This is a genomic window from Tepidanaerobacter sp. EBM-38, from assembly GCA_001896545.1.
In the GTDB taxonomy this organism is placed as follows: Bacteria; Bacillota; Thermosediminibacteria; order Thermosediminibacterales; family Tepidanaerobacteraceae; genus Tepidanaerobacter.
The window spans coordinates 70,875-92,471 of sequence record MPOT01000086.1 but is presented as its reverse complement, the minus strand read 5'-3'; the positions used below and the strand labels follow the sequence as shown (position 1 = coordinate 92,471).

Annotated in this window: 20 protein-coding genes; 4 read left to right on the top strand and 16 right to left on the bottom strand. The window is 38.9% G+C overall.

Annotation, left to right across the window (positions count from 1 at the left end; genetic code table 11):
- Positions 1-62: 62 nt before the first annotated feature.
- The 6 genes from BUC45_RS09755 to brxF all read right to left on the bottom strand — a co-directional run bounded on the left by BUC45_RS09755 (position 63) and on the right by brxF (position 9,888).
- On the bottom strand, positions 63-416 hold the full coding sequence (locus tag BUC45_RS09755; protein WP_276793114.1) for a DNA-binding protein: 354 nt from the start codon (positions 414-416) through the stop codon (positions 63-65).
- 64 nt (positions 417-480) lie between these two features.
- On the bottom strand, positions 481-1,188 hold the full coding sequence (locus tag BUC45_RS09750; RefSeq protein WP_276793112.1) for a hypothetical protein: 708 nt from the start codon (positions 1,186-1,188) through the stop codon (positions 481-483).
- A 3-nt stretch (positions 1,189-1,191) separates the two neighbouring features.
- Positions 1,192-3,111, bottom strand: a complete 1,920-nt coding sequence (pglZ, locus tag BUC45_RS09745; RefSeq protein ID WP_296971978.1) for a BREX-3 system phosphatase PglZ — start codon at positions 3,109-3,111, stop codon at positions 1,192-1,194.
- A 12-nt stretch (positions 3,112-3,123) separates the two neighbouring features.
- Positions 3,124-5,679, bottom strand: coding sequence for a DNA methyltransferase (locus tag BUC45_RS09740; protein ID WP_296971977.1), 2,556 nt, complete (start codon positions 5,677-5,679; stop codon positions 3,124-3,126).
- Between the two features lie 13 nt (positions 5,680-5,692).
- Complete coding sequence (locus tag BUC45_RS09735; RefSeq protein ID WP_296971975.1) at positions 5,693-9,358, bottom strand: DUF6079 family protein; 3,666 nt, start codon at positions 9,356-9,358, stop codon at positions 5,693-5,695.
- Between the two features lie 44 nt (positions 9,359-9,402).
- Positions 9,403-9,888: a BREX-3 system P-loop-containing protein BrxF gene (gene brxF / locus BUC45_RS09730; protein ID WP_296971973.1), complete on the bottom strand. Its 486-nt coding sequence runs from the start codon at positions 9,886-9,888 to the stop codon at positions 9,403-9,405.
- Between the two features lie 380 nt (positions 9,889-10,268).
- On the opposite strand from brxF, the gene BUC45_RS09725 reads away from it, so the two are divergent.
- A complete protein-coding gene (locus BUC45_RS09725; RefSeq protein ID WP_296971971.1) occupies positions 10,269-10,517 on the top strand; it encodes a hypothetical protein in 249 nt (82 codons plus the stop codon).
- On the opposite strand, the gene sdaAA is transcribed toward BUC45_RS09725, so the two are convergent.
- Both sdaAA and sdaAB read right to left on the bottom strand, forming a co-directional pair.
- On the bottom strand, positions 10,495-11,361 hold the full coding sequence (gene sdaAA, locus BUC45_RS09720) for an L-serine ammonia-lyase, iron-sulfur-dependent, subunit alpha (RefSeq protein ID WP_296971967.1): 867 nt from the start codon (positions 11,359-11,361) through the stop codon (positions 10,495-10,497). The genes BUC45_RS09725 and sdaAA overlap by 23 nt on opposite strands.
- Before the next feature lies 1 nt (position 11,362).
- Entirely contained in the window at positions 11,363-12,034 is a 672-nt protein-coding gene (gene sdaAB / locus BUC45_RS09715; protein WP_296971965.1) for an L-serine ammonia-lyase, iron-sulfur-dependent subunit beta, read from the bottom strand.
- Positions 12,035-12,339: 305 nt separating this feature from the next.
- Here sdaAB and BUC45_RS09710 point away from each other — a divergent pair, with 305 nt between their 5' ends.
- The 3 genes from BUC45_RS09710 to BUC45_RS09700 are packed head-to-tail and all read left to right on the top strand — an operon-like array spanning position 12,340 to position 13,376.
- Positions 12,340-12,516, top strand: coding sequence for a spore coat associated protein CotJA (locus tag BUC45_RS09710; protein WP_296971963.1), 177 nt, complete (start codon positions 12,340-12,342; stop codon positions 12,514-12,516).
- Positions 12,517-12,535: 19 nt separating this feature from the next.
- A complete protein-coding gene (locus BUC45_RS09705) occupies positions 12,536-12,817 on the top strand; it encodes a spore coat protein CotJB (protein WP_296971961.1) in 282 nt (93 codons plus the stop codon).
- Positions 12,804-13,376, top strand: coding sequence for a manganese catalase family protein (locus BUC45_RS09700; RefSeq protein ID WP_296971959.1), 573 nt, complete (start codon positions 12,804-12,806; stop codon positions 13,374-13,376). The genes BUC45_RS09705 and BUC45_RS09700 overlap by 14 nt, the downstream gene beginning before the upstream one ends.
- Positions 13,377-13,434: 58 nt before the next feature.
- Here BUC45_RS09700 and BUC45_RS09695 read toward each other — a convergent pair whose 3' ends face one another.
- The 8 genes from BUC45_RS09695 to BUC45_RS09660 all read right to left on the bottom strand — a co-directional run bounded on the left by BUC45_RS09695 (position 13,435) and on the right by BUC45_RS09660 (position 21,593).
- Positions 13,435-14,463 carry an RnfABCDGE type electron transport complex subunit B gene (locus BUC45_RS09695; RefSeq protein ID WP_296971958.1) on the bottom strand — a complete coding sequence of 343 codons (1,029 nt, stop codon included), beginning with the start codon at positions 14,461-14,463 and terminating at the stop codon, positions 13,435-13,437.
- A gap of 25 nt (positions 14,464-14,488) precedes the next feature.
- Positions 14,489-15,079: an electron transport complex subunit RsxA gene (gene rsxA, locus BUC45_RS09690; RefSeq protein ID WP_013778933.1), complete on the bottom strand. Its 591-nt coding sequence runs from the start codon at positions 15,077-15,079 to the stop codon at positions 14,489-14,491.
- A gap of 31 nt (positions 15,080-15,110) precedes the next feature.
- The gene (locus BUC45_RS09685) at positions 15,111-15,707 is read right to left on the bottom strand and encodes an electron transport complex subunit E (RefSeq protein WP_296971955.1); all 597 of its coding nucleotides are present in this window, start codon (positions 15,705-15,707) and stop codon (positions 15,111-15,113) included.
- 2 nt (positions 15,708-15,709) lie between these two features.
- Positions 15,710-16,252: an RnfABCDGE type electron transport complex subunit G gene (locus tag BUC45_RS09680; RefSeq protein ID WP_296971954.1), complete on the bottom strand. Its 543-nt coding sequence runs from the start codon at positions 16,250-16,252 to the stop codon at positions 15,710-15,712.
- Positions 16,249-17,172, bottom strand: coding sequence for an RnfABCDGE type electron transport complex subunit D (locus BUC45_RS09675; RefSeq protein WP_296971952.1), 924 nt, complete (start codon positions 17,170-17,172; stop codon positions 16,249-16,251). The genes BUC45_RS09680 and BUC45_RS09675 overlap by 4 nt, the downstream gene beginning before the upstream one ends.
- A 66-nt stretch (positions 17,173-17,238) precedes the next feature.
- Positions 17,239-18,561 carry an electron transport complex subunit RsxC gene (gene rsxC, locus BUC45_RS09670; RefSeq protein ID WP_296971950.1) on the bottom strand — a complete coding sequence of 441 codons (1,323 nt, stop codon included), beginning with the start codon at positions 18,559-18,561 and terminating at the stop codon, positions 17,239-17,241.
- Between the two features lie 227 nt (positions 18,562-18,788).
- Entirely contained in the window at positions 18,789-19,628 is an 840-nt protein-coding gene (locus tag BUC45_RS09665; RefSeq protein ID WP_296971949.1) for a formate/nitrite transporter family protein, read from the bottom strand.
- A gap of 213 nt (positions 19,629-19,841) precedes the next feature.
- Positions 19,842-21,593 carry an NADH-dependent [FeFe] hydrogenase, group A6 gene (locus tag BUC45_RS09660; protein ID WP_296971947.1) on the bottom strand — a complete coding sequence of 584 codons (1,752 nt, stop codon included), beginning with the start codon at positions 21,591-21,593 and terminating at the stop codon, positions 19,842-19,844.
- Between the last annotated feature and the right edge of the window lie 4 nt (positions 21,594-21,597).

Below are 21,597 nucleotides of genomic sequence, written 5' to 3'. Positions count from 1 at the left end.
CATTCTGCCACATTTTGTAATCTCGCGATAATATAGGCAGCGTATTTTACTAAACTAATATTTCATTCCTCTATCTCGTTAGATGTTGACATTCCCTCTTCTATATAAATCTCAATTTGTATCTTGTCAATAATTTCTGCAATGACTACATCCTTTGTTACAAATCGCACCACTGCATATGTAGTGGTGCCAAATGTGTCATATGCCCTACCGGCACTATAGCATCCCAACGGGACGGTATGAACGCTGTTAGCCACATAGCCCACTATGCCGACTGGGTCTAACAGCGCCATAATTGCTTCTCCGTCATAGTCATTTTCAAAATCCTTAACAAGTCGCAAGAATTGTCCCGGTTTAAATATCCTTGACCCAAAATAATGATTTAGCCCTACTATCGCCACATAAATTGGTTTCATGCTATCATCCCCCCAAATAAAATAACTGGGCAATAAATGTTTTAATTTAGCAAGAAAATTAATTCTATGCTAGGGAAATGGCCACATCACTTCCCATTTTAACTAAAGCAAATTCATCAGATAATGCAAAATCTTCCATTTTGTATTGGATTTCAAAGGGAAAGACACTCTTTATATTATTTGCTTTGAAAAATTCTATATAATCTTTGTTATTCACTGAAAGATAAGCTTTTAAATAAAGAAGTTTTAGCGAGGTATTTTCTATTTTTATAGGTGGCTTCTTCTTAAATTTACCACTGCCCCTTCGCTCTAAAACCTGCCAATCAACCATTGAACTCATGATTTTCTGCACTGCATACTTTACAGTGCTGCGCTCTCCCCAAATTTCATAAATGCGCTTTTCCACCAACGACAAAGTGACATCATCTTGAAAATCAGTAATAGCACCTATAATTGTAGATATATCCCTAAAAATAGGATAGACCGCAAACATCATTGTCCAGTGAAGCAACAATCGCTCTTGATTAAAGACTTCATTTGAAAGTATAATTGCCTCACTTTTTATCCATTCTAATTCCTCTGGGATATTTACCCATATAGCCATCAGCTTATCTCTGGCTTTTCGCCTTGTAATATCGCCGGGGATTTCTTGTTTTAAGTATTCTTCCAAGGTCTCTCTTATTAAACTAATATCACTTTCATTACTTGCAATCTCCATCGTCTTATCTAGCCACTCACCTTTTAAAAATCTGTCAAGACCAACTATTCGCATGATTTATTCTTCCTTCCTTATATGGATAAATGGTACGACTACTTCTTCGATAGAAATACCGCCATGAGTAAGATTTTTTTCATTATCCTTGCCGTAAGAGTAACATCCGTCACTGATAATATAGTTATACTCCTCAGGAAGACCGTAACCTGCCCATTTGTATGCCTTGTACCTTTTTAAAGCCGTTTCATAATTCTTCCCCTGTTCATAAATCCTTACCCTGTCAGCGGCCCTATCCACCGCCAAGCCTTCCCGAAGGTTGCCCTGACCCACACTGCTAACATGACCGTGGTCTGACGTAATGTAAACATCAAAATTCCGTTCTAAAAGAGTCTGCAGGAATTTTTTAAAACCTTCTTTTTCCATCCAAAGCCGAAGATTTTGATGCAGTCCTGCTCGAAGCATTTGTTGACCATGAACCATATCATCTATCATATTTACAACCAAGCCTAGCATCTTAGATTTAGGGTTTTCAACGATATCTCTTAATCCATTTTCGTTAAAATGTTTTATGCCTCGCATGTAATAAATAGCATCAGGTCTAATACCACGCTCTGCCCAAAATTTCTTCCAATGACGTTCATCTTCACTAGTGCTGAAAATAGTTTTGCCGAAATACCTAGGAATTTGCCCGGAGAATATCGCTTGCCTGGATATCGAAGTAATCGTAGGAATCCAAGCAAAACAAAGTTTTTCTTCAAAGCGGCAACTCGAATTCCGATTCAAATACCGGCTAATGATAAGCCAGTCGTCAAGCGCCATACCATCAACTACAATAAGAGCAGCTTTTTGCGTAGCATCTTTTCCCATTCTGTAGTTAATATACCAAGGGATGTGATGAACCATAACTGGAGCACGGGCATAAGACAATGATGGTAATAGATTATAGTTGTCAAAAAGCCAAGTGCGAAACCTGCTGTTTAGCATATCGGAAATCGATATGAAAGCCTTCTCATCAAGCCTTCCTTGGATTCGTTCATCATTGTAAATAACCAATATTTCAGCCCAATCTTTTGCTGCTTGTAACCAGTCTTTATAAGAAGTTATATTATCAAGTGTATCATAAAGGCGATCCAATAAATTATTATAATTTGCCTTAAGTTGGCCAAGTTCATCTATCAGTATTCCTCGGTGCACCCACAAAGGCACGTTGTCAATGTTATCACTTCGGACAGGAGTTAGATAGCCTTCATCAAAAAGACTGCCCAAATATATTTTAATATCTTTATGAGAAAAGTCCACCGCACTTTTTATAGGCAAAGTGCTAGTTAAACCCTTTACAAAGATTTTCCACTGTCCCTGCAGGTAATCAAAGAAAGAGTCGGCACCCTCTAATAGTTTTTTCACCGGATATTCCTTAAAATCTTCCTTGCACATTAGTAAATCAGCAAGATAATCTGAAACTACTTGAGGCAGCGAATCATTTTCATAGTAAAAATCAATCAAAGCCTTTATTAGGTCTGTAAATTTGTTAATTGTTTCAGGGTATATGCCAAAAAGGTTTTTTAAAATAAAGTCTAGGGTTTCCCGCTGGCTAAGGTTTTGGCCCATATACTTATATACCCTATACAGCCTATCATAAAGCTCACTATCCAGTTCCTTTAATATGCTATAAGAAAGGCCCGGAAACAATTCCTTAAGTGAAAGAGTAATATTATAGAAACTGCTTTCAATATCATATGGTATATAGCTGTGATAGCCTGTCACCTTAAGTACAAGTTTCACGTTGCAATCGGGTTTTTCTCGAAAGTTTTTCTCGAAAAAATACCTAAATGCAATGGAATCATCATAATTTACTAATTGAAAGCCCTGTGAGGTAATAGAAGTTAGGATATCTTCCGATGAAGTAATATCATCAATATCATATAACAATATGAATGGTATAGGGCTTTGCTTAAGTTTTGCAATAACCGCTGATTTCATAGGAAGCTCCTCCTAGTCCCCCAGTCTAGTCAATGCGTTATCGTAGTACATCAGAAGGGTAGTGTCTTCTTGCAACACAGATTCCGGCAGACGCTCGCCTATTTTAACAATGGTATTATAATCCTTTTTGCTCCAACAGTCCTTAAACCCTGCCCGAACGGCTTCAGTCCTGAAGTAGCGCAGCTTGCCACGGCCAGTCTTATATTCCTCAAAATCTTTTAAAAGCCGCCGTTCCCGGAGTTTTTCCAAGTCTGACTGTTTACTTGTATCCGGCACGTACCAGCGACCCTTTTCATCCTGCAGAAAGCTTTCCTGCAGTAAATCGCCAAGTTCCGGCATATTCTCATGACGTAATTGCTTGAGCTCTTGTAAAAATTTAGGCTGTATATCCTGATAGGTCTTAGGTCCCTTTGAAAGTTCTTGTCTTAGCCACTGAATTGCAGTCTTCTCATCAAGAATCAGAAAAGATACCTGTTCATTTAACTCCAATTCCATTCGCTTTTGCTCATACTTACTAACCTGATCCGGTAAAAAATACATACCGTCCCGTTCTGGAAACCGCTGCTTTAGCCCTTGATAAAAATCTGCTGCTCCCATTGGAACTGTCGCCCCACGCTGAATATGATATGCCACCATGCTATCGTAAAGCAGATAATTTTGCCTTTCCGGAATAACATCAAGTCTTCCGCCGCTTTCCAACGTCACCGGCAGCCGCTCTAGGTGTTGGCGTACAAAATTCCACACACCTTCTTCAGTACCTGCCTGCCGCACAAAATCTTGCACAAAACGATCTTTGGGTTTATAGGCAGAGATTATAAGGTCTTGCTTTGCTGTCATGCTATATGACATTTGGTTTACAGTACCTTTTTTTTTATCCAGTGTTTTTACAGTCGCAATAATGAATCCTGCTTTAAGGGTTGCTTCTTGTATAACATTCCATACACTGTTTTTAGTGTTATGAAATTCGATTGTCATCCACCGGCCAGGCTTTAAAATTCGATACATCTCTTTAAAACATTTTTCCATGATTCGTTGATATTCTAATAAACCTTTTCCCTGTGTTTTGTTTATTACGGCTTCTGATTCGTTATTTGTAAAAACTTTCAGCCATGCCTCCCACAGAAAGTTGAGCTCCGAATACATGAGATTTGCTCCAAAGGGCGGATCGGTGAAGATGTAGTCTATTGAATTATTATTGATTTTTAAATCTGCTGTTGATTGAGTAGTAATAAAGTTGTTTAACGTTAAACTTTCTGCTCTAAGAAATGAGTTAATTTTATCTTTCCATATATTTATTGGGTTTATTTCAGTCGGCAAGGATGGTATGTATAAGGTTCCAGCCAAGGGACCTACATGACGATTATGATTGGGCATATATCGGTTCATCTTATGGGTTCTAGAGAATATTGATGTAAAAAGAAATGATAAGTGTCTTTTTGCTCTGTCATTACAAACTTCTGTTGTTTCGTGATATATCGCGCTCAACACCCACAAATTTCTTTTTGTATAAAAGTGGTGCGCATGTGTTATCCCAATCCTCAGAGGTTCTCCTGTCTTATCGCCTTTTTTAATTTCGTCCGTAGGATACCAATAAGGTATATCCATCTCCTCAATCTTCTGGAGTAATTTCAAATCCTCCTCATCGGGAGTCTTTTCAAATCTTTTGCGGCCAACCGAATAGTTTATCATTACAGGCACTTGTTTTACCTGTTCTATCATCTTGCCTAATGCCTTATCATATATGGTTACTTTTGCCTTCTCCACATTCCTCTTGTCAGTTAATAGTCCGCAATGGGGACAGTGGAATTTATCCATGACCTTGCCCGTTTTTTTGTTTACCGCTATATTCCAAAAAATCATTTCTTCCATACAATTAGGACATAGAAAAACATCAGACCATACCGTATAGTTTATCCGTCCCTTCATGGGTTTGCCGTCAATGCTTAGTTGGGATGTACCATTAATAGTATGATTAGTTTCATACATCCAACCGCATTCATCTTCCACTTCTTGTAATATCCTTTTAGCTTCCTTTTCAAATTCCTCCACGTCCACTGGGGTATTGTAATTATATGCTATAAAGGTAGCCGCCGGCGATAGGTCGCATAGAACTGCTCTTCTAGCTCCCCATTCTATGGTTTTGCCTTCCTGTCTGGCTTCTTGTTCTAATTTTATTTTAAAATCCTCGTCAGGATTCTCGCACATTGCAGCAGCTACTCCGGTCATGCCGGTACCGCAAAAGCCGTCAAATACTATATCACCCGGTTTTGTGTAGTGTAAAATATATCGCATGATGGCTTTATGTGGCACCTTAGTATGATAGGAATGGGCGTTGTATATGGGGTCGTTCTTGCCTTCGGATACATCAGCAGTATATGGCTCCACATTGTATTCATCTGTGGACTCGTCATAAGAAGTTCCGTATTTTTCTATAAATTCACCTATGAACGGGTTTGGGCATGCGGTGTAATACGGCGGATCCGAAAGTGCTATAATGTCTTCATCCTTTCCTAATGGAAAGCCTTCAATATTCCTTACTTTGTCAAGTATTTCTTTTGTTAGTTTCACTTACATTCCTCCATTATTTCAGCATTATCCGCACACGATCGACATCCATTCCCTTTACCATCTCATCAATATAATCGTTCAAGCGCTGTTTCATATCAGATACAGTAACCGGTCCGCCTTTAAATATTGCCCTTACCAAATCTTCAGTGGTAATCTCTACCTTATCAAGACCTTTCATTAGCATATTAATCGTTGAAACAAGCTGTGAATCGATTTTATCAGGAAGCCGCTGATTTTGGGCAATACTCTCTAAAGCTTGCCGTTGAGGCTTATCTAGTAAAGCAATGTTCTCCTTTACTTTTTCATCTTCTAAAATCTCAAGGACTATCTTTTCCCATTGGAAAAATAGCTCTTCCATAGATTTCTCAATGGCTTCCACCACGCCAAATACCGGCTGCTCTTCTTCATCAGGCGTGTATCCGCAGTGGGGGCATAATGGACTCATATTAATATCATCTTCAATTAAGCTAAAACATGTTTTCAATTTCAAAAGTCTATTGCACATCTTTTCATAGGGTTTTGAATAAATTAAATCACCAACACAAGTAAGCATATCCAGATTATGTTTTAATCTACTTTCTAAAAGCTTTTGTTTTTGCTTATCGCCGTTTAAATCCAGGCGATATTTTTTATGAAGCTTGATATAAATAGAAATATATTCTTTCTTCAGTGCTTGAAGTTTACCTACATATTCTTTGATATACGCATCTGTCAGTTCCTGCGGCTTTTGTACCTTGTCTAGTGCTTCAACTCGGACCTTTTGGACTTTTTGATTCCACTTATCATCTTTAAGTATCATACATGTACGTGTAAGATAGGATACATAAGGATCAACCTTTAGTTTAAAATCCCTTATATTCAAGATTTCTTGCATTATTTCAATGTTAGCTAAGGAACTTGCTACCTCGTCTTCTGAAAACCTGAAGTTTTTTAACTTTGCAGGGGTGTTATATTGTTTTATGGCATCAAGGAAATCCTTTAGCGTTTTTAAGCTTTCCTTATAGTTTTCTTTTGTATCTTCATCTATTGCAGGTTTATCCCAAAGTGCCAAATCACCTATGAGAAATTGCTGTGTTTCGATTACCCTTTTGGTCAATTCCTCTGCTCGAACAAGCATTTTTTCTATGGCAGCTTCTCGCGTGTTGGGATTGGTTATTTGACCAGGCGGCAGCCCCAACCCTTCGAAAAGTTTTTTTAATATTTTTACAGGGACACCTTCCGGCACCTGACAGTATTTGAATAAAATTAAATCTGCAGGATTGGCGGCAGCTATTTCTTCCATTTTTGTAGCATCGAAAGTATGTCCAGAAATGGTCAAAGTAGCATGACCACTATATACTAATGCGCAAAGTATCAATGTGACCCATACATCTTCTAATTGAAATTCTTTATCAAGTGTAACTTCACTTAAATATTCTAAGACATCTTCTCTGTTTAGCACATGTTTTTCCGGCAAATTTTCTAAAAGCTTGATGTAACGGCGCGCATAAATTGATTTTTCCGGTGCAATCATATCACCTTCCAAAAGTCCCAGAGAATCTAGCACTTTGGCACCCAGTTCATTTTTTCTTCCGGCAAGATAGTTTAATCCTGCTTTAAAAAGTTCTTTCATATTCTCGCGTGTTACTTGTGTATAAAATCTTGGGTAATAAGGATATTTATCATTAAAATAAGTCGAAAGACATGCAGAAGCAGTCATATCCACAAATTCCTTTACGGTATGCTCTTCGGCAGCTTTACCTTTTAGCCAGTATTGTATAGTCTGTTGCTCGCCGGCAGTCTTTACTATAAAGCACTCCTTGACATGTTCTTTTATCCACTGAACAATTGCCTTTAGATAACCTTCGGCTTTTTTAAAATAAGTCTGTTTACTATCTGCTGAGGATACCATCGCAAGTTCCATAGAAGCAGCATACAGCTTTATATATTCATCCACTTTTTCATCTCTGTTTATGAATTCAAATATTACCTCATCTTTCTCAATTTCACCTTGATAGACGTTGTTGCCATATGGGCGTAAAAAATATATGTAAAAATCTCTAGGAGGTTGAGCAGTAGTGCGTTCATTGGGAGCGCCAAAGAACAGATAGCCATATCGCTCAACCTTCTTCTCCTCCCAAATAATCTCATACTGCCATATCCTTCGGCCGGTTTTATGTTCAGGCCTTTCCCAGTTCAATACCTTAAGCAGTGCGTCATAATAGTATTTATTGAGCATATCATCATCCATGAAATCGGCTTTTGCTTGAATTTTTGCATCATAATCTATATCTTTCTTTAAATCCAGATAGTACTGCTCGTTATCTCGGTTATAAGAGATAAATTGGCCGCTAACGGTCTTTAAGATTTCCCGGACCGCTGTTTCTACCGTAGTCTTTAAAAAACTTTCCTCTACTTCAGGCATAGGTGTATATATACAAAGGTCATCCTTCATGTTATCGACAGTTATGCCAATGGGTGCATTGATATCGCCAGTAGTTAGTCTGTGAACACTTAGAGCGTGGATGATTCGCAGAGCTATGGGTCGGTACTGAGGCCTTGTATATGATTTTAGTATAAGGTCTTCTAATACATTGCTTTTTTCCACTACCTCCCGAAGGTCGGGGTCTGAGCGCACGGAAATATTTTCCTTTATATACTCCCAGTATGAGTCATATGAGATGATTCCGGTCTCGTTTTCAGGAACATCTTTGTCTAAGATTTTTTTGATAGTATGTGTTATGGTCTTTAAAACCTCTCGTTTTTCTGCTATGTAAACTTTTTCGAAGATTTCTATATACGCCGGATGAATTGGATATAGATTTACATAATCTTCCAATCTATCAGCCATATTTGAATATAGATGGGAAAACTTGATCAGGTGTTCTCGTATCCACGCCTTTTGCCGTTCATCTTTTTTTAGTATCCGCTCTGATACAACAAAAGATATGTCCTGCTTCCGGATTACTACTTGTTCGTATCTATCCCTTACACGTCTAAGTGAGTCGGCAACAAATGCGAACTGCCCGCTGTCAAAAAGGGATTCTTGAACCCCTGCTATGAAACGTAGCCGACAGCTCTTCGATATTTCGCCGATTTCGCGGAGAAAATTAAGCGCAAGGACTACTTTTTGTTCGGTAAGGCCTCGAAGGTAATCCAGAAATTCATCCGCAACTATCAAATAGCCTTTATCAGGATATTTTTCTTGAAATAGTGCCATCATCTCTAAAAGGTAATCTTTAGTATTAGGGACTTCCTCCATGGATGGGAAACGGTAGTCGATGCCTCTTTTTGCCAAATCTTTCTCCAGGTGCCCTATAACTAAGTCTCGAAGGTCCATCTTTGAAGTGCCAATTTCAAACCTCAAGACTTCAAATTTGCCGGCAATGCTTTGAGCTGCTTCTTGAAATATTTGGTTATTTACCAGCTCAAGCATCTTTTTATCTTCGGCTACGGCAGATAGTACTGACATTAGATGAGATTTACCCGTGCCATAGTTGCCAACGATAAATATACCCTTATTATCAAAGGAATTTTCGAACTGCAGCTGTGGAATAACTATGTCTTTTAATGTTTTTGCCATACTATCTGACATTACATAAGTTTTAACCAGCCTCATAGCCTCCTGAGGCTGGTCTGCTTCTACCAATTTTATAACGGATTCTACCGGATCAAAACTGACAAGTTCCCTGTATTTCACTGGAAACACTCCCTCTATTAATCTAGTCATTTCAAAAGCGGCGGTTAAAAACTAGCCTTATAGTTCTGGTCTATATCAATAATTGTATAATCGACCTCAACAGGATATTTTACATATTCTGGATGGCCGGGTTTAGCATAAATCAGAATATCATCTTTGATGATGCCTGGCCAAGCAGATATGAGTTTTCTGTGCCGCGAGATATTTTTTAGAAGTGCCATAGGGTCTATATTCAGCGGTTTTTCAAACAGTATTTCGATATGGTCAAAAATAACTGTTTCAGCACTGATGTCATTTATGATTTCATCAATGCACTGATTCACAAATAGGCTGCGTTCATGGCTTGGAATCATCATCAAGCGTTCTGACATGGCGAGGTTAAGGTTTACATAAGCATAGTTGCCGCTTTCAGCTATCTGCTTTAAAAGAAGGCTTTTTTTATGCGAATCGTCACCGGCAATTAGAAGTAGTTGGTAGAACTTATGTGAAAAAATCATAAGTGCATTTGTTATCTCATCCGTCAACCGCATAAAAATCGCCTCCCGATTTTCAATCTGTTTTGAAAAAATATCCGCATTTAGTTTTTCCTACACTAATATCTATATTTCGTTATAATTTAAAGAAATCCTTCTAACAATATAGAGGGTAGTACGAATATATGGTATCAGTCAGCTATGATTTACCTTATTATCACTCAAGCGACAAATAAGGTTTCCCGACTGAAGTTAATGACATATCGCCTTTATTTTGCCAGTTATTTGTTATAGAATATATTTGTTATGTTAGAAATATCTCAAACAAAACATGGCAGCAATATACTGGTTATGCTTCAGAGGTTTTTACCGCATTACATAACATCGGCCTTGCTTTAAATAATTGTAATTATAGGCGAAAGAGGAGGTAAGGTTTTATGGGAACAGTCTCGGGAAGAATCGGCGGCACTATCGGAGGATATGATATCAATGCTACTGTAGAAAACGGAGTAATTTCCGGCAGAATCGGTGGGATGATTTTTGGAGACGATATAGATTTAAAATATTCTATAAAAGAAGGATTTATAAATGGCAGATTGGGCGGGGCAATAGTTGGAAAAAGCGTTGAAGGGCAAATAAGCCCTTTTATTTTTTTCTTTACAATCAGCCGAACAGCTCTCGCTTAATCCGCTTTCCGGTTGGAGTTGTAGCGAGACCTCCCGTAGCTGTTTCTCTCAACTGCTCAGGCATCATGCGTCCAACCTCTCCCATAGCCTTTATAACTTCATCGGCAGGAATAATGCTTTCTATGCCGGCTAAAGCCATATCTGCTGCCATTATGGCCTGGACCGCACCCATGCCGTTTCGCTTTATACAAGGCACCTCAACTAAACCTGCTACCGGGTCACATACAAGCCCCATAAGGCTTTTTAATGCAATTGCTACGGCGTGTCCTACTTGCCTGGGTGTTCCTCCGGAAAGTTCGACAGTTGCTGCAGCTGCCATAGCTACTGCGCTACCGCATTCTGCCTGACAGCCTCCTTCTGCTCCGGCTAAAGTTGCATTCATAGCTATTATTTTTCCTACTGCCCCGGCAGTAAACAGAACATCTGTAATTTGATCATCGCTTTTGCCTAATTTTTCTGCAACACTTATTAAAACTCCGGGTATAATGCCACAGGATCCGGCTGTAGGTGAAGCTACAATGCGTCCCATAGAAGCATTTACATTTGATACTGCCATAGCACGTGCAGCAGCTTTTAGAGTAACATTGTCGGAAATAGCATTTTCAGACGCTTTCCATAGACGATATCCCTCGCCACCTGTTATACCACTGAGTGATGATATAGGTCTTTCAATCCCTTTTTGAGCTGACTCTTTCATTACTTGAAAATATTCTTTCATCTTCTTAGTTAGATTTTCTACAGAAGTTTCCAATTCTTTAGATTCGATAATTTTGATAATAGTAGATATGCTTACTTTTTGAGCTTCGGCCTCAGTAATAATTTCATCAAGTGTTCTTATGTTCATTTTAGACACCACCTAATACAGATTTAATTATCATGGCTCTTTGAATATGATTTATACTAGATAAAGCTGAGTCTAAACCTTCTGGAATTTCTTCATCGACTTCTATCATCATTAAAGCAGTTTTACCCCGAGATTCCCGGGAGACCTTCATCTGGGCAATATTTATACTCTTTTCAGCCAAGAAAGATGCTACCCTTGCAATCACACCGGGCCTGTCATCGTGAATAGTAATAATTGTATTGAACTCTCCGGTAAACTCCGTATTAAAACCATTAATAGAAAAAATTATAACTCTGCCCCCTCCAACGGATGAGCCAATTACTACTGTGGAATTGTTTTTTCCCTTTAATATAAACTTTGCTGTATTTGGAGGAAATTCCGGATGAGTGTTCCCAAAAACTAAATCTGCTTTAATTCCTTTCTTTCGAGCTATTTCAAAAGATTCCTTGATTCCATCATCATCAGTAGATAAACCCAGAATTCCAGCTACTAAGGCTTTATCTGTTCCGTGACCCTTGCCGGTTTTAGAGAAAGAGTTAAATAAAACTATTTGAGCTTCTGCAGGCTCTTCCCCCAGTATATTCCTTGCCAAGTTTCCCATCCTCACAGCCCCCGCAGTATGCGAACTTGAAGGTCCAATCATAACAGGGCCTATAATATCAAATATATTCAACAGACCACCTCCTACGATTTTAATTTATTACTTCTATTTAGTCTCATATTTAAGAAAATATTTGTATTTCATTGCATGGATGATTTAAGTTTATCATTTTTAAAAAATAACTCAATATTGCTTCTGTAGTAGAAAGTTAATTTTGGGCTGGAAATGTCGATATTCGGTTTTTCATTTATATATGCATTATTTATCTACTGTCTATCGGCTCTTACACCAAATATATGTCCAAGGAATAGTATAGTATTGAAAAGGCATCCTGCTATGACGCTCAATATAATATATAAATTCCTAGGAGGGATAATATGTCAGTACCTGAAGATATCGGTAAAGAAAAAGGATTGTTTGCTGCCTATAAACTTGCCGAAGCTTATATTCCCATTCAAATTTACGGAGAAACCTTTGACCCAAAAGCAGCATTAATACACGGGACACTGTTCCCTGAATTATACAGACCCTATCCCGTAAGACCTAAAGTATAGATTTGGCGAGGTGATTAAAATGTATTCAAAAGATATGATGAATCTTTTAAAAGAAATCATGGCGGTAGACTTTGTACTCTATGAATTGGGTCTCTTCTTGGATACCCATCCGAACGAAAGAAGAGCCCTGGAAGATCACAATAATTTCGCAAAAAAATCTCATCAACTTAAAACAGCTTATGAAGAAAAATATGGACCCTTGCATATCAATTCGATATCAGGGTTTCCATATCAGTATATAAATGACCCTTGGCCATGGGAAATACAATATTTAGGGAGGGAAAGCGATGTGGTATTATGAGAAAAAGCTTCAATATCCTGCCAATGTTTCGCGCACAGATTTAGGCATGGCCAAATTTCTTTATGCTCAATATGGAGGCCCCGATAGCGAACTTTCCGCTGCTGTAAGATATCTAACTCAGCGCTACACCATGCCAATACCGCAGGCTAAAGCCGTGCTAACAGATATAGGCACTGAAGAACTGGCCCACTGGGAAATTATCGGTACACTGATATATAAGCTTACTGACGGTGCTACTCCTGAACAAATGAGAAGAGCCGGTGTAGGCAATTATTACGCCCAGCATGATAAAGCCCTTTATCCTGCTGATGCGGCAGGAGTTCCATGGACGGCTGCATATATACAGTCAACAGGAGATCCTATAGCCGACTTGCATGAAGACATGGCAGCAGAGCAAAAAGCCCGAACTGCCTATGAACATCTAATAAATCTGACCGATGATCCATGTGTAATTGCTGCCCTCTCATTTTTGAGAGAAAGGGAAGTCGTTCATTTTCAACGTTTTGGGGAGACACTGATGCTTGTAAGGGAATACTTGGATAAAAAACATGTATATTAAATAAAAGCCTTCGGCAAAAACCGAAGGCTTTTTATGCTATATTTTTCATGCCATTTTATCATTTTACGGCAGTACAAGTATCACAATCTTTTTGGCCATTTCTCACCATTTTGATGGCATCTTTGCGGCATTTCTCTTGACAGATACCACAACCGATACATATATCTTGGTCAACTTTATGCACTTTTTTTACCTCGCCGGAAATTGCATTCACCGGGCAATTTTTTGCACATAGTGTACACCCAATGCATTTTTCTTCTATAATAACAGCCTTTTTTCGTTCGGCAAAAGTCGATGTTATAGTTCCGGTAGGGCATTTTTCTACACACAGCATACAATTACGGCATTTTTCATAGTCAATCATTGCCACATTATTATTAACATGTATTGCATCAAACGGGCATACTTTCTCGCATTGTTTGCAAGCTATACATCCAGCAGTGCATACGGCTCTGGTGTCTTTTGCTTTCATGGTGGCTCGACAGCTTACACGAACCTCATTTTTTTCAGGAATCAAAGCCAAAACATCTTTTGGACACTCTTGCGCACAAAGGCCGCAGCCAATGCATTTTTCTTCATCGACATATGGCAGACCATTTTCACCCATAGTTATGGCGCCCACAGGACAAACTTTTTTACAATCGCCAAATCCTATACATGCAAACGGGCATGCCTTAGGACCATTGTTTATCATAGATGCGGCTTTGCATGTTTTTATTCCATGATATTCAGATTTGACCTTAGCTTCGGTCTTTCCTCCTTGGCATAAGACTCTGGCTACCTTTCTCTCCGTTGAAGCTATAGCCTCATCCATACCCATTATTTTTGCTATTTTTTCAGCAACAGGTGCTCCTCCAACAGGACAAGTATTAACTGGAGCCTTACCTTCCGCAATTGCTTTAGCTAAACCTGAACAGCCGGGGTATCCGCATGCACCGCAGTTAGCTCCGGGCAAGGCCTCAATTATTGCATCGACTCTCGGGTCTGTTTCTACAGCCAGCTTTTTAGACGCAAGAGCAAGCCCTCCGCCCAATAACAAACCCAAACCGCCCATGCTTAGTACGGAAGTTATTATTATATCCGCCATTTTATTTACCTCCCTCCTCCGGTATTTATGCTAATGGAACAAGCCCTGTAAATCCTAAAAATATTAAAGACAACAGGCCTGCTGTAATAAAAACTATGGCCGGCCCTCTCAAAGCTTCCGGGACATCCGCAAACTCTAAATCTTCACGAATTCCGGACATCAATGCTAAAGCCAGTGTAAATCCTAAGCCTGCTCCTAAACCCAGTGCAATGCTTTTAATAAGATTGTAATTGTTCATTGGTATTAGAAGAGCCACTGCCATTACTATACAGTTGGTAGTTATCAAAGGCAAGAATATGCCAAAGGCATTATACAATGCCGGACTTACCTTTAATATTACCATTTCCACCAACTGCACCAGTGACGCTATTACTAAGATAAATGAAACTATCTGTAAAAAGGGTTCTAGCCCAAAAGGTGCTAATACATAGTTTTGTATAAAATAAGCTGCTACTGCCGTCATAGTCAAGACAAAGGTTGTTGCTATGCCCATTCCGATAGCAGTTTCAGTTTTATTTGAAACACCTAGAAAGGGACAGTTTCCCAGAAATCTTGAAAATACAAAATTGTTAACAAAAATTGAACCTATTATAATAAAAAACAATTCTTTTGCCATCTGTCACCACACCCCTTCAATGGCTATCAGTTTATTCAACCGGTTTTCTGGTAATCATATTCATTAATCCGACCAATATACCCATTACGATAAAGGCACCGGGAGGCATTATCATAATTGTCCAAGGAGTAAAACCTTCACCCATTATATGATAACCAAATAGTGTCCCTGCACCCATCAATTCTCTTATCATACTGATTAAAGTAATAGCCCATGTGTAGCCTAAACCCATCCCTAAAGCATCGGCCGTGGCTCGAACAGGTCCTACCTTTGATGCAAAGGCTTCGGCTCGTGCCAAGACAATGCAATTGACTACAATGAGAGGAATGAATATTCCCATAACCTCATATAATGATGGAAAATATGCTTTCATAAAAAGGTCGACAACTGTAGTAAAGGTTGCAACTACTATAATATAACAGGGTATTCTGACCTTCGCAGGAATTATATTTCTAAGTAATGATATTAATATGCTAGAACATGTCAGCACAAAAGTCAGTGCCATACCCATTGCAATGCCGTTGTTTGCAGCAGTGGTTACAGCCAATGCGGAACAAATTCCTATGACCATCCTAAATATTGGATTTTCATTCCATATACCGTTAATAAAATCCTTAAATAATTGCATAACTAGAAATCGCCTCCCACAGGATATATTTTCATAACATTATCCAGTGAAGTTTTGACTGCCTTCGCTACAGCTGTGGAAGATATTGTAGCACCTGATATTGCCTGCACATCTTCTTTGGCAATGAATTTATCTTCTACTGATTTCCCATTAAACTGATTTGTGAAAGCCTCTTCCTTTATTTTTGCACCAAGACCGGGGGTTTCGCTCATTGAAAGAATTTCTACACCTGTAAGCTTTCCTTCCGAAGGGTTATAACCCACCATCAGCTCAATAGCCCCATTAAAACCCGAACCGACAGCTTTAAATGCAATCCCCTTCTTATTACCCTGTTCGTCAAGGCCTAAGTAAATTGTCATGTCTTCTTTTTGGACTACTTCCATCTTTGCAGCGCCAGGAATTACTTTAAGCACCGATTCTTCTAATTTTTGCCTTGCCTGTTCCTGAATTTTTGGATTCGTTACTTCATAAGATAATGCCAGCACAGCTCCGGATGCAATAGAAATAATCATAAGAACTATAATCATTTTTGCATACTGATTCATTTGGCTTTCACCTCCCCATAGATTTTAGGTACAGTAAAGCGATTTATCAATGGGGTAAAAGCATTCATCAGAAGAATGGAAAAAGATACGCCTTCAGGATATCCTCCGTAAAATCTTATAATTACTGTCAACAAACCCGCACCAATACCAAAAATGAGTTTACCAGGCCCGCTCAGAGGTGTTGTTACCATATCCGTTGCCATAAAGAAAGCTCCGAGCATAAGGCCTCCTGAAAGCAAATGGAAAATGGGATCTTGACCAAGGATTACCGATAGAATCGCTACGGTTCCCAGATAGCTCGCCGGTATTTTCCAATCAACATACCCCTTAAATATAAGGTACATACCTCCAATAATAATAAGCAATGCGCAAGTTTCTCCCAGAGAACCTCCTACATTCCCGAAAAAGAGCTTTGCATAATCCGTTGTGATTCCCTGCATCTTCATCAGTGAAAGCGGAGTTGCTCCCGTAGTACCATCAACAGGATTTATCCATGTAGTCATCGGAGTTGTAAATGATATCATTAAAAATACTCTGCCGATAAGAGCAGGATTAAACGGATTTGAGCCTAAACCACCATAAATCTGTTTTCCTAAAGCGATTGCTGCTACCGCACCAACTACAGCCATCCAATAAGGCAGACCAGGCGGTAAATTAAGAGCCAATAGCATACCGGTTACTAAAGCACTACCGTCCATTATAGTAATAGGCTTATTCCTCAGCTTTTGAAACACAGCTTCAGTTAGTATTGCTGAAAGGCTAGTTATAATAACAAGAGCTAAGGCTCGAAAGCCGAAATAATATATTCCAGCAAAGGTAGGCAATAATAATGCTATTGCTACATTGAACATTATTCTCGAAACACTTTCTCCCGAATGTATATGAGGAGAAGACGTGGTAATTAACCTGTAATCATCCATCCATAACTACCTCCCATCTCGTTACTTTGTTTGAATATAAACAGTTAAACATTTTTACTGAAAAGTTTATTTATTTTTCTTCCTCAATTCTATAATATGACTTTTGGCAACTCTTATATGCTGAGTTAACGGTATGTGTGCCGGGCATACGTATGAGCAGCATCCGCACTCGATGCAATCCAATGCATGGTAATTTTCTGCTTCTGCCCACATGCCTCTTTCAGTAAATTTAGCAAGATTAGTCGGCAAAAGATTTATCGGACATGCGTCGACACATCTGGCACATCGGATGCATGGTGAAGGTTCAAATAACTTAACATCCGACTTTTCCAAGACTAATATACCCGAAGTGCCTTTTATTGCCGGCACATCTAGCTCAGATTGAGCCAATCCCATCATAGGGCCTCCCATAAGAACTTTACCCGGTGTACCTTTAAAACCGCCGCATTGTTCGATAATATCTATCAAGGGAGTCCCAATCCTTATTAAAAGGTTCTTAGGTTCCTTTACCCCTGAGCCGGTTACCGTAGTTATCCTTTCAATCAAAGGCATGCCGGTCTTTAATGCATTTGCAATGGCCGCACATGTCCCTGCATTGTTTACAATAACCCCTACATCCATAGGCAGACCGCCTGAAGGAACTTCTCGGCCTGTAACAGCTTTTATTAGCTGTTTCTCGCCTCCTTGTGGGTATTTGGTAGCTAAAACCACTACTTCAATATCTTTCTTACCTGCAATTACTTTATTGATTGAATCTATCGCATCCGGTTTATTGTCTTCTATTCCTATGAAGCTTTTTTTGACACCCGTTGCCTTCATAATGGCCTCAAGACCAAATATGACATCTTCAGGGCGTTCAAGTAACAGTCTATGGTCTGCCGTAATGTATGGCTCGCATTCGGCAGCATTTACAATAATAGTATCAACATTTTTTTCCGGAGGTACAGATAATTTAACCTGAGTAGGAAAACCGGCACCACCAAGACCTGTTATTCCTGCTTCTCTTATAAGGTTTTTTATCTCATCAGGTGTCAATTGTTCGATCGGTTTAGAAGGTACTACACCTTCAAATAATTCGTCTTTTCCGTCAGATTCGATAACAACCGACATCATTAGTCCTCCACCCGGCCAAGGCCTAGGTTCTACAGCAACGACTTTCCCCGAAACACTGGCATGAACAGGTGCTGATACAAAAGCTTTTGCCTCGCCAACCTTTTGACCTTTCTTAACTAAATCTCCGACTTTTACTATCGGCTCGCATGGAGCACCTATATGCATGCCCATAGGAATTGTAACCTTCTTAGGCAGGACAGCCTTTTCAATAGGTTTATTTTTTGTCAAATCTTTATTATACGGAGGATGTATACCTCCTTTGAAGGTTTTAATCATTGTTTCACCTCTTCCTTTGAGCTTGAGCTAACTTAAATACTATTCGACATTATTTATTAAAAACCTCTTATTTTCAGAAAAAGTTTTTAATAAAGTATATAGTATACACTTTATTAAACTCTTTTTACATAATATCATATTCGGAAAAATATTTTATTTATCTTGGGCAATTAAATTTTATGTCAATTTTAATCTATAATAGCAAGCTAATATTTGCTGTTTTCGCTTTAGCTTTTAAAATTCATTTTATCAGGAGTAAATCTATAAACATACCAATAAGACAAGCCGATTATGATAGCCCCACCTAAAATATTTCCGACAGTAACGGGAACCAGATTAGCAAAAAGTCCGCTTAAATTTAATTTGCTCAGGGATGCCACCTCAATTTGACCTGCTTTAAGATAATCTGCATTTGATTTAGCGAAAATGCCTGCTGGTATAAAATACATGTTCGCAATACTATGTTCAAAACCAGACATTACAAAAAGCATAATAGGAAACCAGATAGCAGAAATTTTACTTACTATATCTTTAGCGGCAGTTGCCATCCAAACAGCTAAAACTACCATGATATTGCACAACAATCCCCTAATCAACGCTTGATTGAACGGTAATGAAACTTTAGCAACAGCTGTCTTGATTGCGGTTGCACCCAAAAGCCCACCGGCATTGTCAAAAAGGCCGCTACGGCTGACCAAAAACGCAAACAAAACTGATCCTACAAAGTTTGCTATGTACACTGTAATCCAGTTTCTAAGAAGCTCGTTAAAACATATTTTTTTATCCATAAATCCGATTATCATCAGATTGTTGCCGGTAAAAAGTTCTGCTCCGGCAAGTACAACAAGAATTAACCCTACTGGAAACACCGCTCCGCTTGCAAATTTAGATAAGCCGGGGTTTTCAATAGCATAAGATATGGTTTGCGATGCAAAACCTGCAGAAGCAATATAAATTCCCGCTAAAACCCCTAAAATAAATAAGTTGGTTATAGAATTTTTTGCTTTACTTACAGAAATGTTGTCATATGCCTCTGCTATTTCTTTTGGACTATAAAAATTATTCATTATTCAAACCTCCTTGTTAATTTTTTAACATTAATTTAAAAATAAAAAAATATTAATCTGATTATATAACAGAACTAATCTGCATTCAACAGGTTTTAATATTTGTTAATTAATTAGCAAAAAATTATAAGAATAGGTGGAAAGTGACGCACTAGCACATGCTCCTTCACTTTCCACCCTGATATGTCAAAGAATATCTATTCTATTTGCTCGCTATTTTGTTGCAGGATACAATTCGCGCTTTGTATAGTGTGTATGAAGTAATTTGTGCGATTTTTCACCGAGAGGCTCACCCAAAAACTCTTTATACAAGGACTTAACTGCAGGATTTTCATGAGATTTTCTCAGCGGCATATTACGGTCAACCTCGTATATGGCCTTTGCTCTTTCTTCCCTGTAGTCGGCTTCCCAGCGTTCATCGGCATTTAATATCGGCTGGCCGCCTCCACCAACACATCCTCCGGGGCAAGCCATAATTTCTATAAAATGATAGTTAGCTTCACCATTTTTTACCCTATCCAGAACAACCCTGGCATTGGATAAGCCATGTGCTACCGCAACATTAACCTTAATGCCGTCTATATCGATTGTAGCTTCTTTTACTCCTTCAACGCCCCTAACTTCTGTAAAATCTATGTTTTTTAATTCCTTCTTTGTTACTATTTCATAAACGGTCCTTAAGGCTGCTTCCATAACACCTCCGGTAGCTCCAAATATGGCACCGGCTCCTGTAGATATTCCCAACGGTTCATCAAATTCTTCATCTGGTAGATTGTTTAGATTAATCCCGGCTTCTTTAAGCATCCTTGAAAGTTCACGGGTAGTCAGTGCTACATCTACATCTTGATATCCACTAGAGAACATTTCCGGACGCTTGCATTCATATTTTTTTGCAGTACACGGCATAATGGAAACTGAGAAAATCTTTGATGGATCTATTCCCATTTTTTCCGCATAGTAGGTCTTAACAAGAGCTCCAAACATTTGCTGAGGTGACTTGCATGTGGAAAGATTGTCAAGAAATTCAGGATAGTAATGCTCGCAGAACTTAATCCAGCCAGGACTGCATGATGTGATAAGCGGAAGTTTGCCGCCGTTTTGCAGCCTATCTAGAAATTCCGAGCCCTCTTCTAAAATAGTAAGGTCAGCCGAAAAGTCCGTATCAAAGACCTTGTCAAAGCCGAGTCTTCTCAAAGCTGCCGGTAACTTCTTAGTAACTATAGTACCCAGTTCTCCACCGAATTCTTCACCTAATGATACCCTAATAGCTGGGGCTGTTTGAACTATAACATATTTTTCAGGATCAGCCAAAGCCTTCCAAACTTTATCTGTATCGTCTTTTTCTTTTAAAGCGCCGACCGGACATGCCATTATGCACTGACCGCAATTAACGCACGAAACTTCACTGAGGCTCATGTCGTATACTGGTGCAATCACCGTATTAAATCCCCGATAGTTAGGGGATATAACACCTACGCTTTGTACTTTATGGCATGTGCTCACACACCTTCTGCATAAAATACATTTTGATGTATCCCTTACTATAGAAGGTGAAAAATCATCATATTGTGCCTTGCTCTTTTCACCAGGATATCTTATAGCTTGGACACCCAGCTCTTCAGACAGTTTCTGAAGCTCACAATTGAGATTTCTTATACATGTCGGGCATTCTAAATTATGATCTGAGAGCAGTAGTTCTAAAGTCACTTTTCGTGACTCTCTTACGGCCGCTGAATTAGTAATAACCTCCATACCGTCAGACACCGGTAAAACACAAGCTGTCTGTAATGACTTAGCCCCTTTTACTTCTACAACACACATTCGACATGCACCTATTTCGTTTACTCCTTTTAAAAAACAAAGTGTGGGGATTTTGATTCCGGCTTTTCGAGCAGCCTCAAGCACTGTAGCATCTTTTGGAGCTTGCACTTTTATACCATCTATCGTCAATGTCACCATATCCATGAGT

Coding starts and splice junctions, on each gene's coding strand:
- BUC45_RS09755 (WP_276793114.1), bottom strand. CDS start 416: ATGAAACCAATTTATGTGGCGATAGTAGGGCTAAATCATTATTTTGGG.
- BUC45_RS09750 (WP_276793112.1), bottom strand. CDS start 1,188: ATGCGAATAGTTGGTCTTGACAGATTTTTAAAAGGTGAGTGGCTAGAT.
- pglZ (WP_296971978.1), bottom strand. CDS start 3,111: ATGAAATCAGCGGTTATTGCAAAACTTAAGCAAAGCCCTATACCATTC.
- brxF (WP_296971973.1), bottom strand. CDS start 9,888: ATGCGGTTGACGGATGAGATAACAAATGCACTTATGATTTTTTCACAT.
- BUC45_RS09725 (WP_296971971.1), top strand. CDS start 10,269: ATGGGAACAGTCTCGGGAAGAATCGGCGGCACTATCGGAGGATATGAT.
- sdaAA (WP_296971967.1), bottom strand. CDS start 11,361: ATGAACATAAGAACACTTGATGAAATTATTACTGAGGCCGAAGCTCAA.
- BUC45_RS09710 (WP_296971963.1), top strand. CDS start 12,340: ATGTCAGTACCTGAAGATATCGGTAAAGAAAAAGGATTGTTTGCTGCC.
- BUC45_RS09705 (WP_296971961.1), top strand. CDS start 12,536: ATGTATTCAAAAGATATGATGAATCTTTTAAAAGAAATCATGGCGGTA.
- BUC45_RS09700 (WP_296971959.1), top strand. CDS start 12,804: ATGTGGTATTATGAGAAAAAGCTTCAATATCCTGCCAATGTTTCGCGC.
- BUC45_RS09695 (WP_296971958.1), bottom strand. CDS start 14,463: ATGGCGGATATAATAATAACTTCCGTACTAAGCATGGGCGGTTTGGGT.
- rsxA (WP_013778933.1), bottom strand. CDS start 15,079: ATGGCAAAAGAATTGTTTTTTATTATAATAGGTTCAATTTTTGTTAAC.
- BUC45_RS09685 (WP_296971955.1), bottom strand. CDS start 15,707: ATGCAATTATTTAAGGATTTTATTAACGGTATATGGAATGAAAATCCA.
- BUC45_RS09680 (WP_296971954.1), bottom strand. CDS start 16,252: ATGAATCAGTATGCAAAAATGATTATAGTTCTTATGATTATTTCTATT.
- BUC45_RS09675 (WP_296971952.1), bottom strand. CDS start 17,172: ATGGATGATTACAGGTTAATTACCACGTCTTCTCCTCATATACATTCG.
- rsxC (WP_296971950.1), bottom strand. CDS start 18,561: ATGATTAAAACCTTCAAAGGAGGTATACATCCTCCGTATAATAAAGAT.
- BUC45_RS09665 (WP_296971949.1), bottom strand. CDS start 19,628: ATGAATAATTTTTATAGTCCAAAAGAAATAGCAGAGGCATATGACAAC.
- BUC45_RS09660 (WP_296971947.1), bottom strand. CDS start 21,593: ATGGATATGGTGACATTGACGATAGATGGTATAAAAGTGCAAGCTCCA.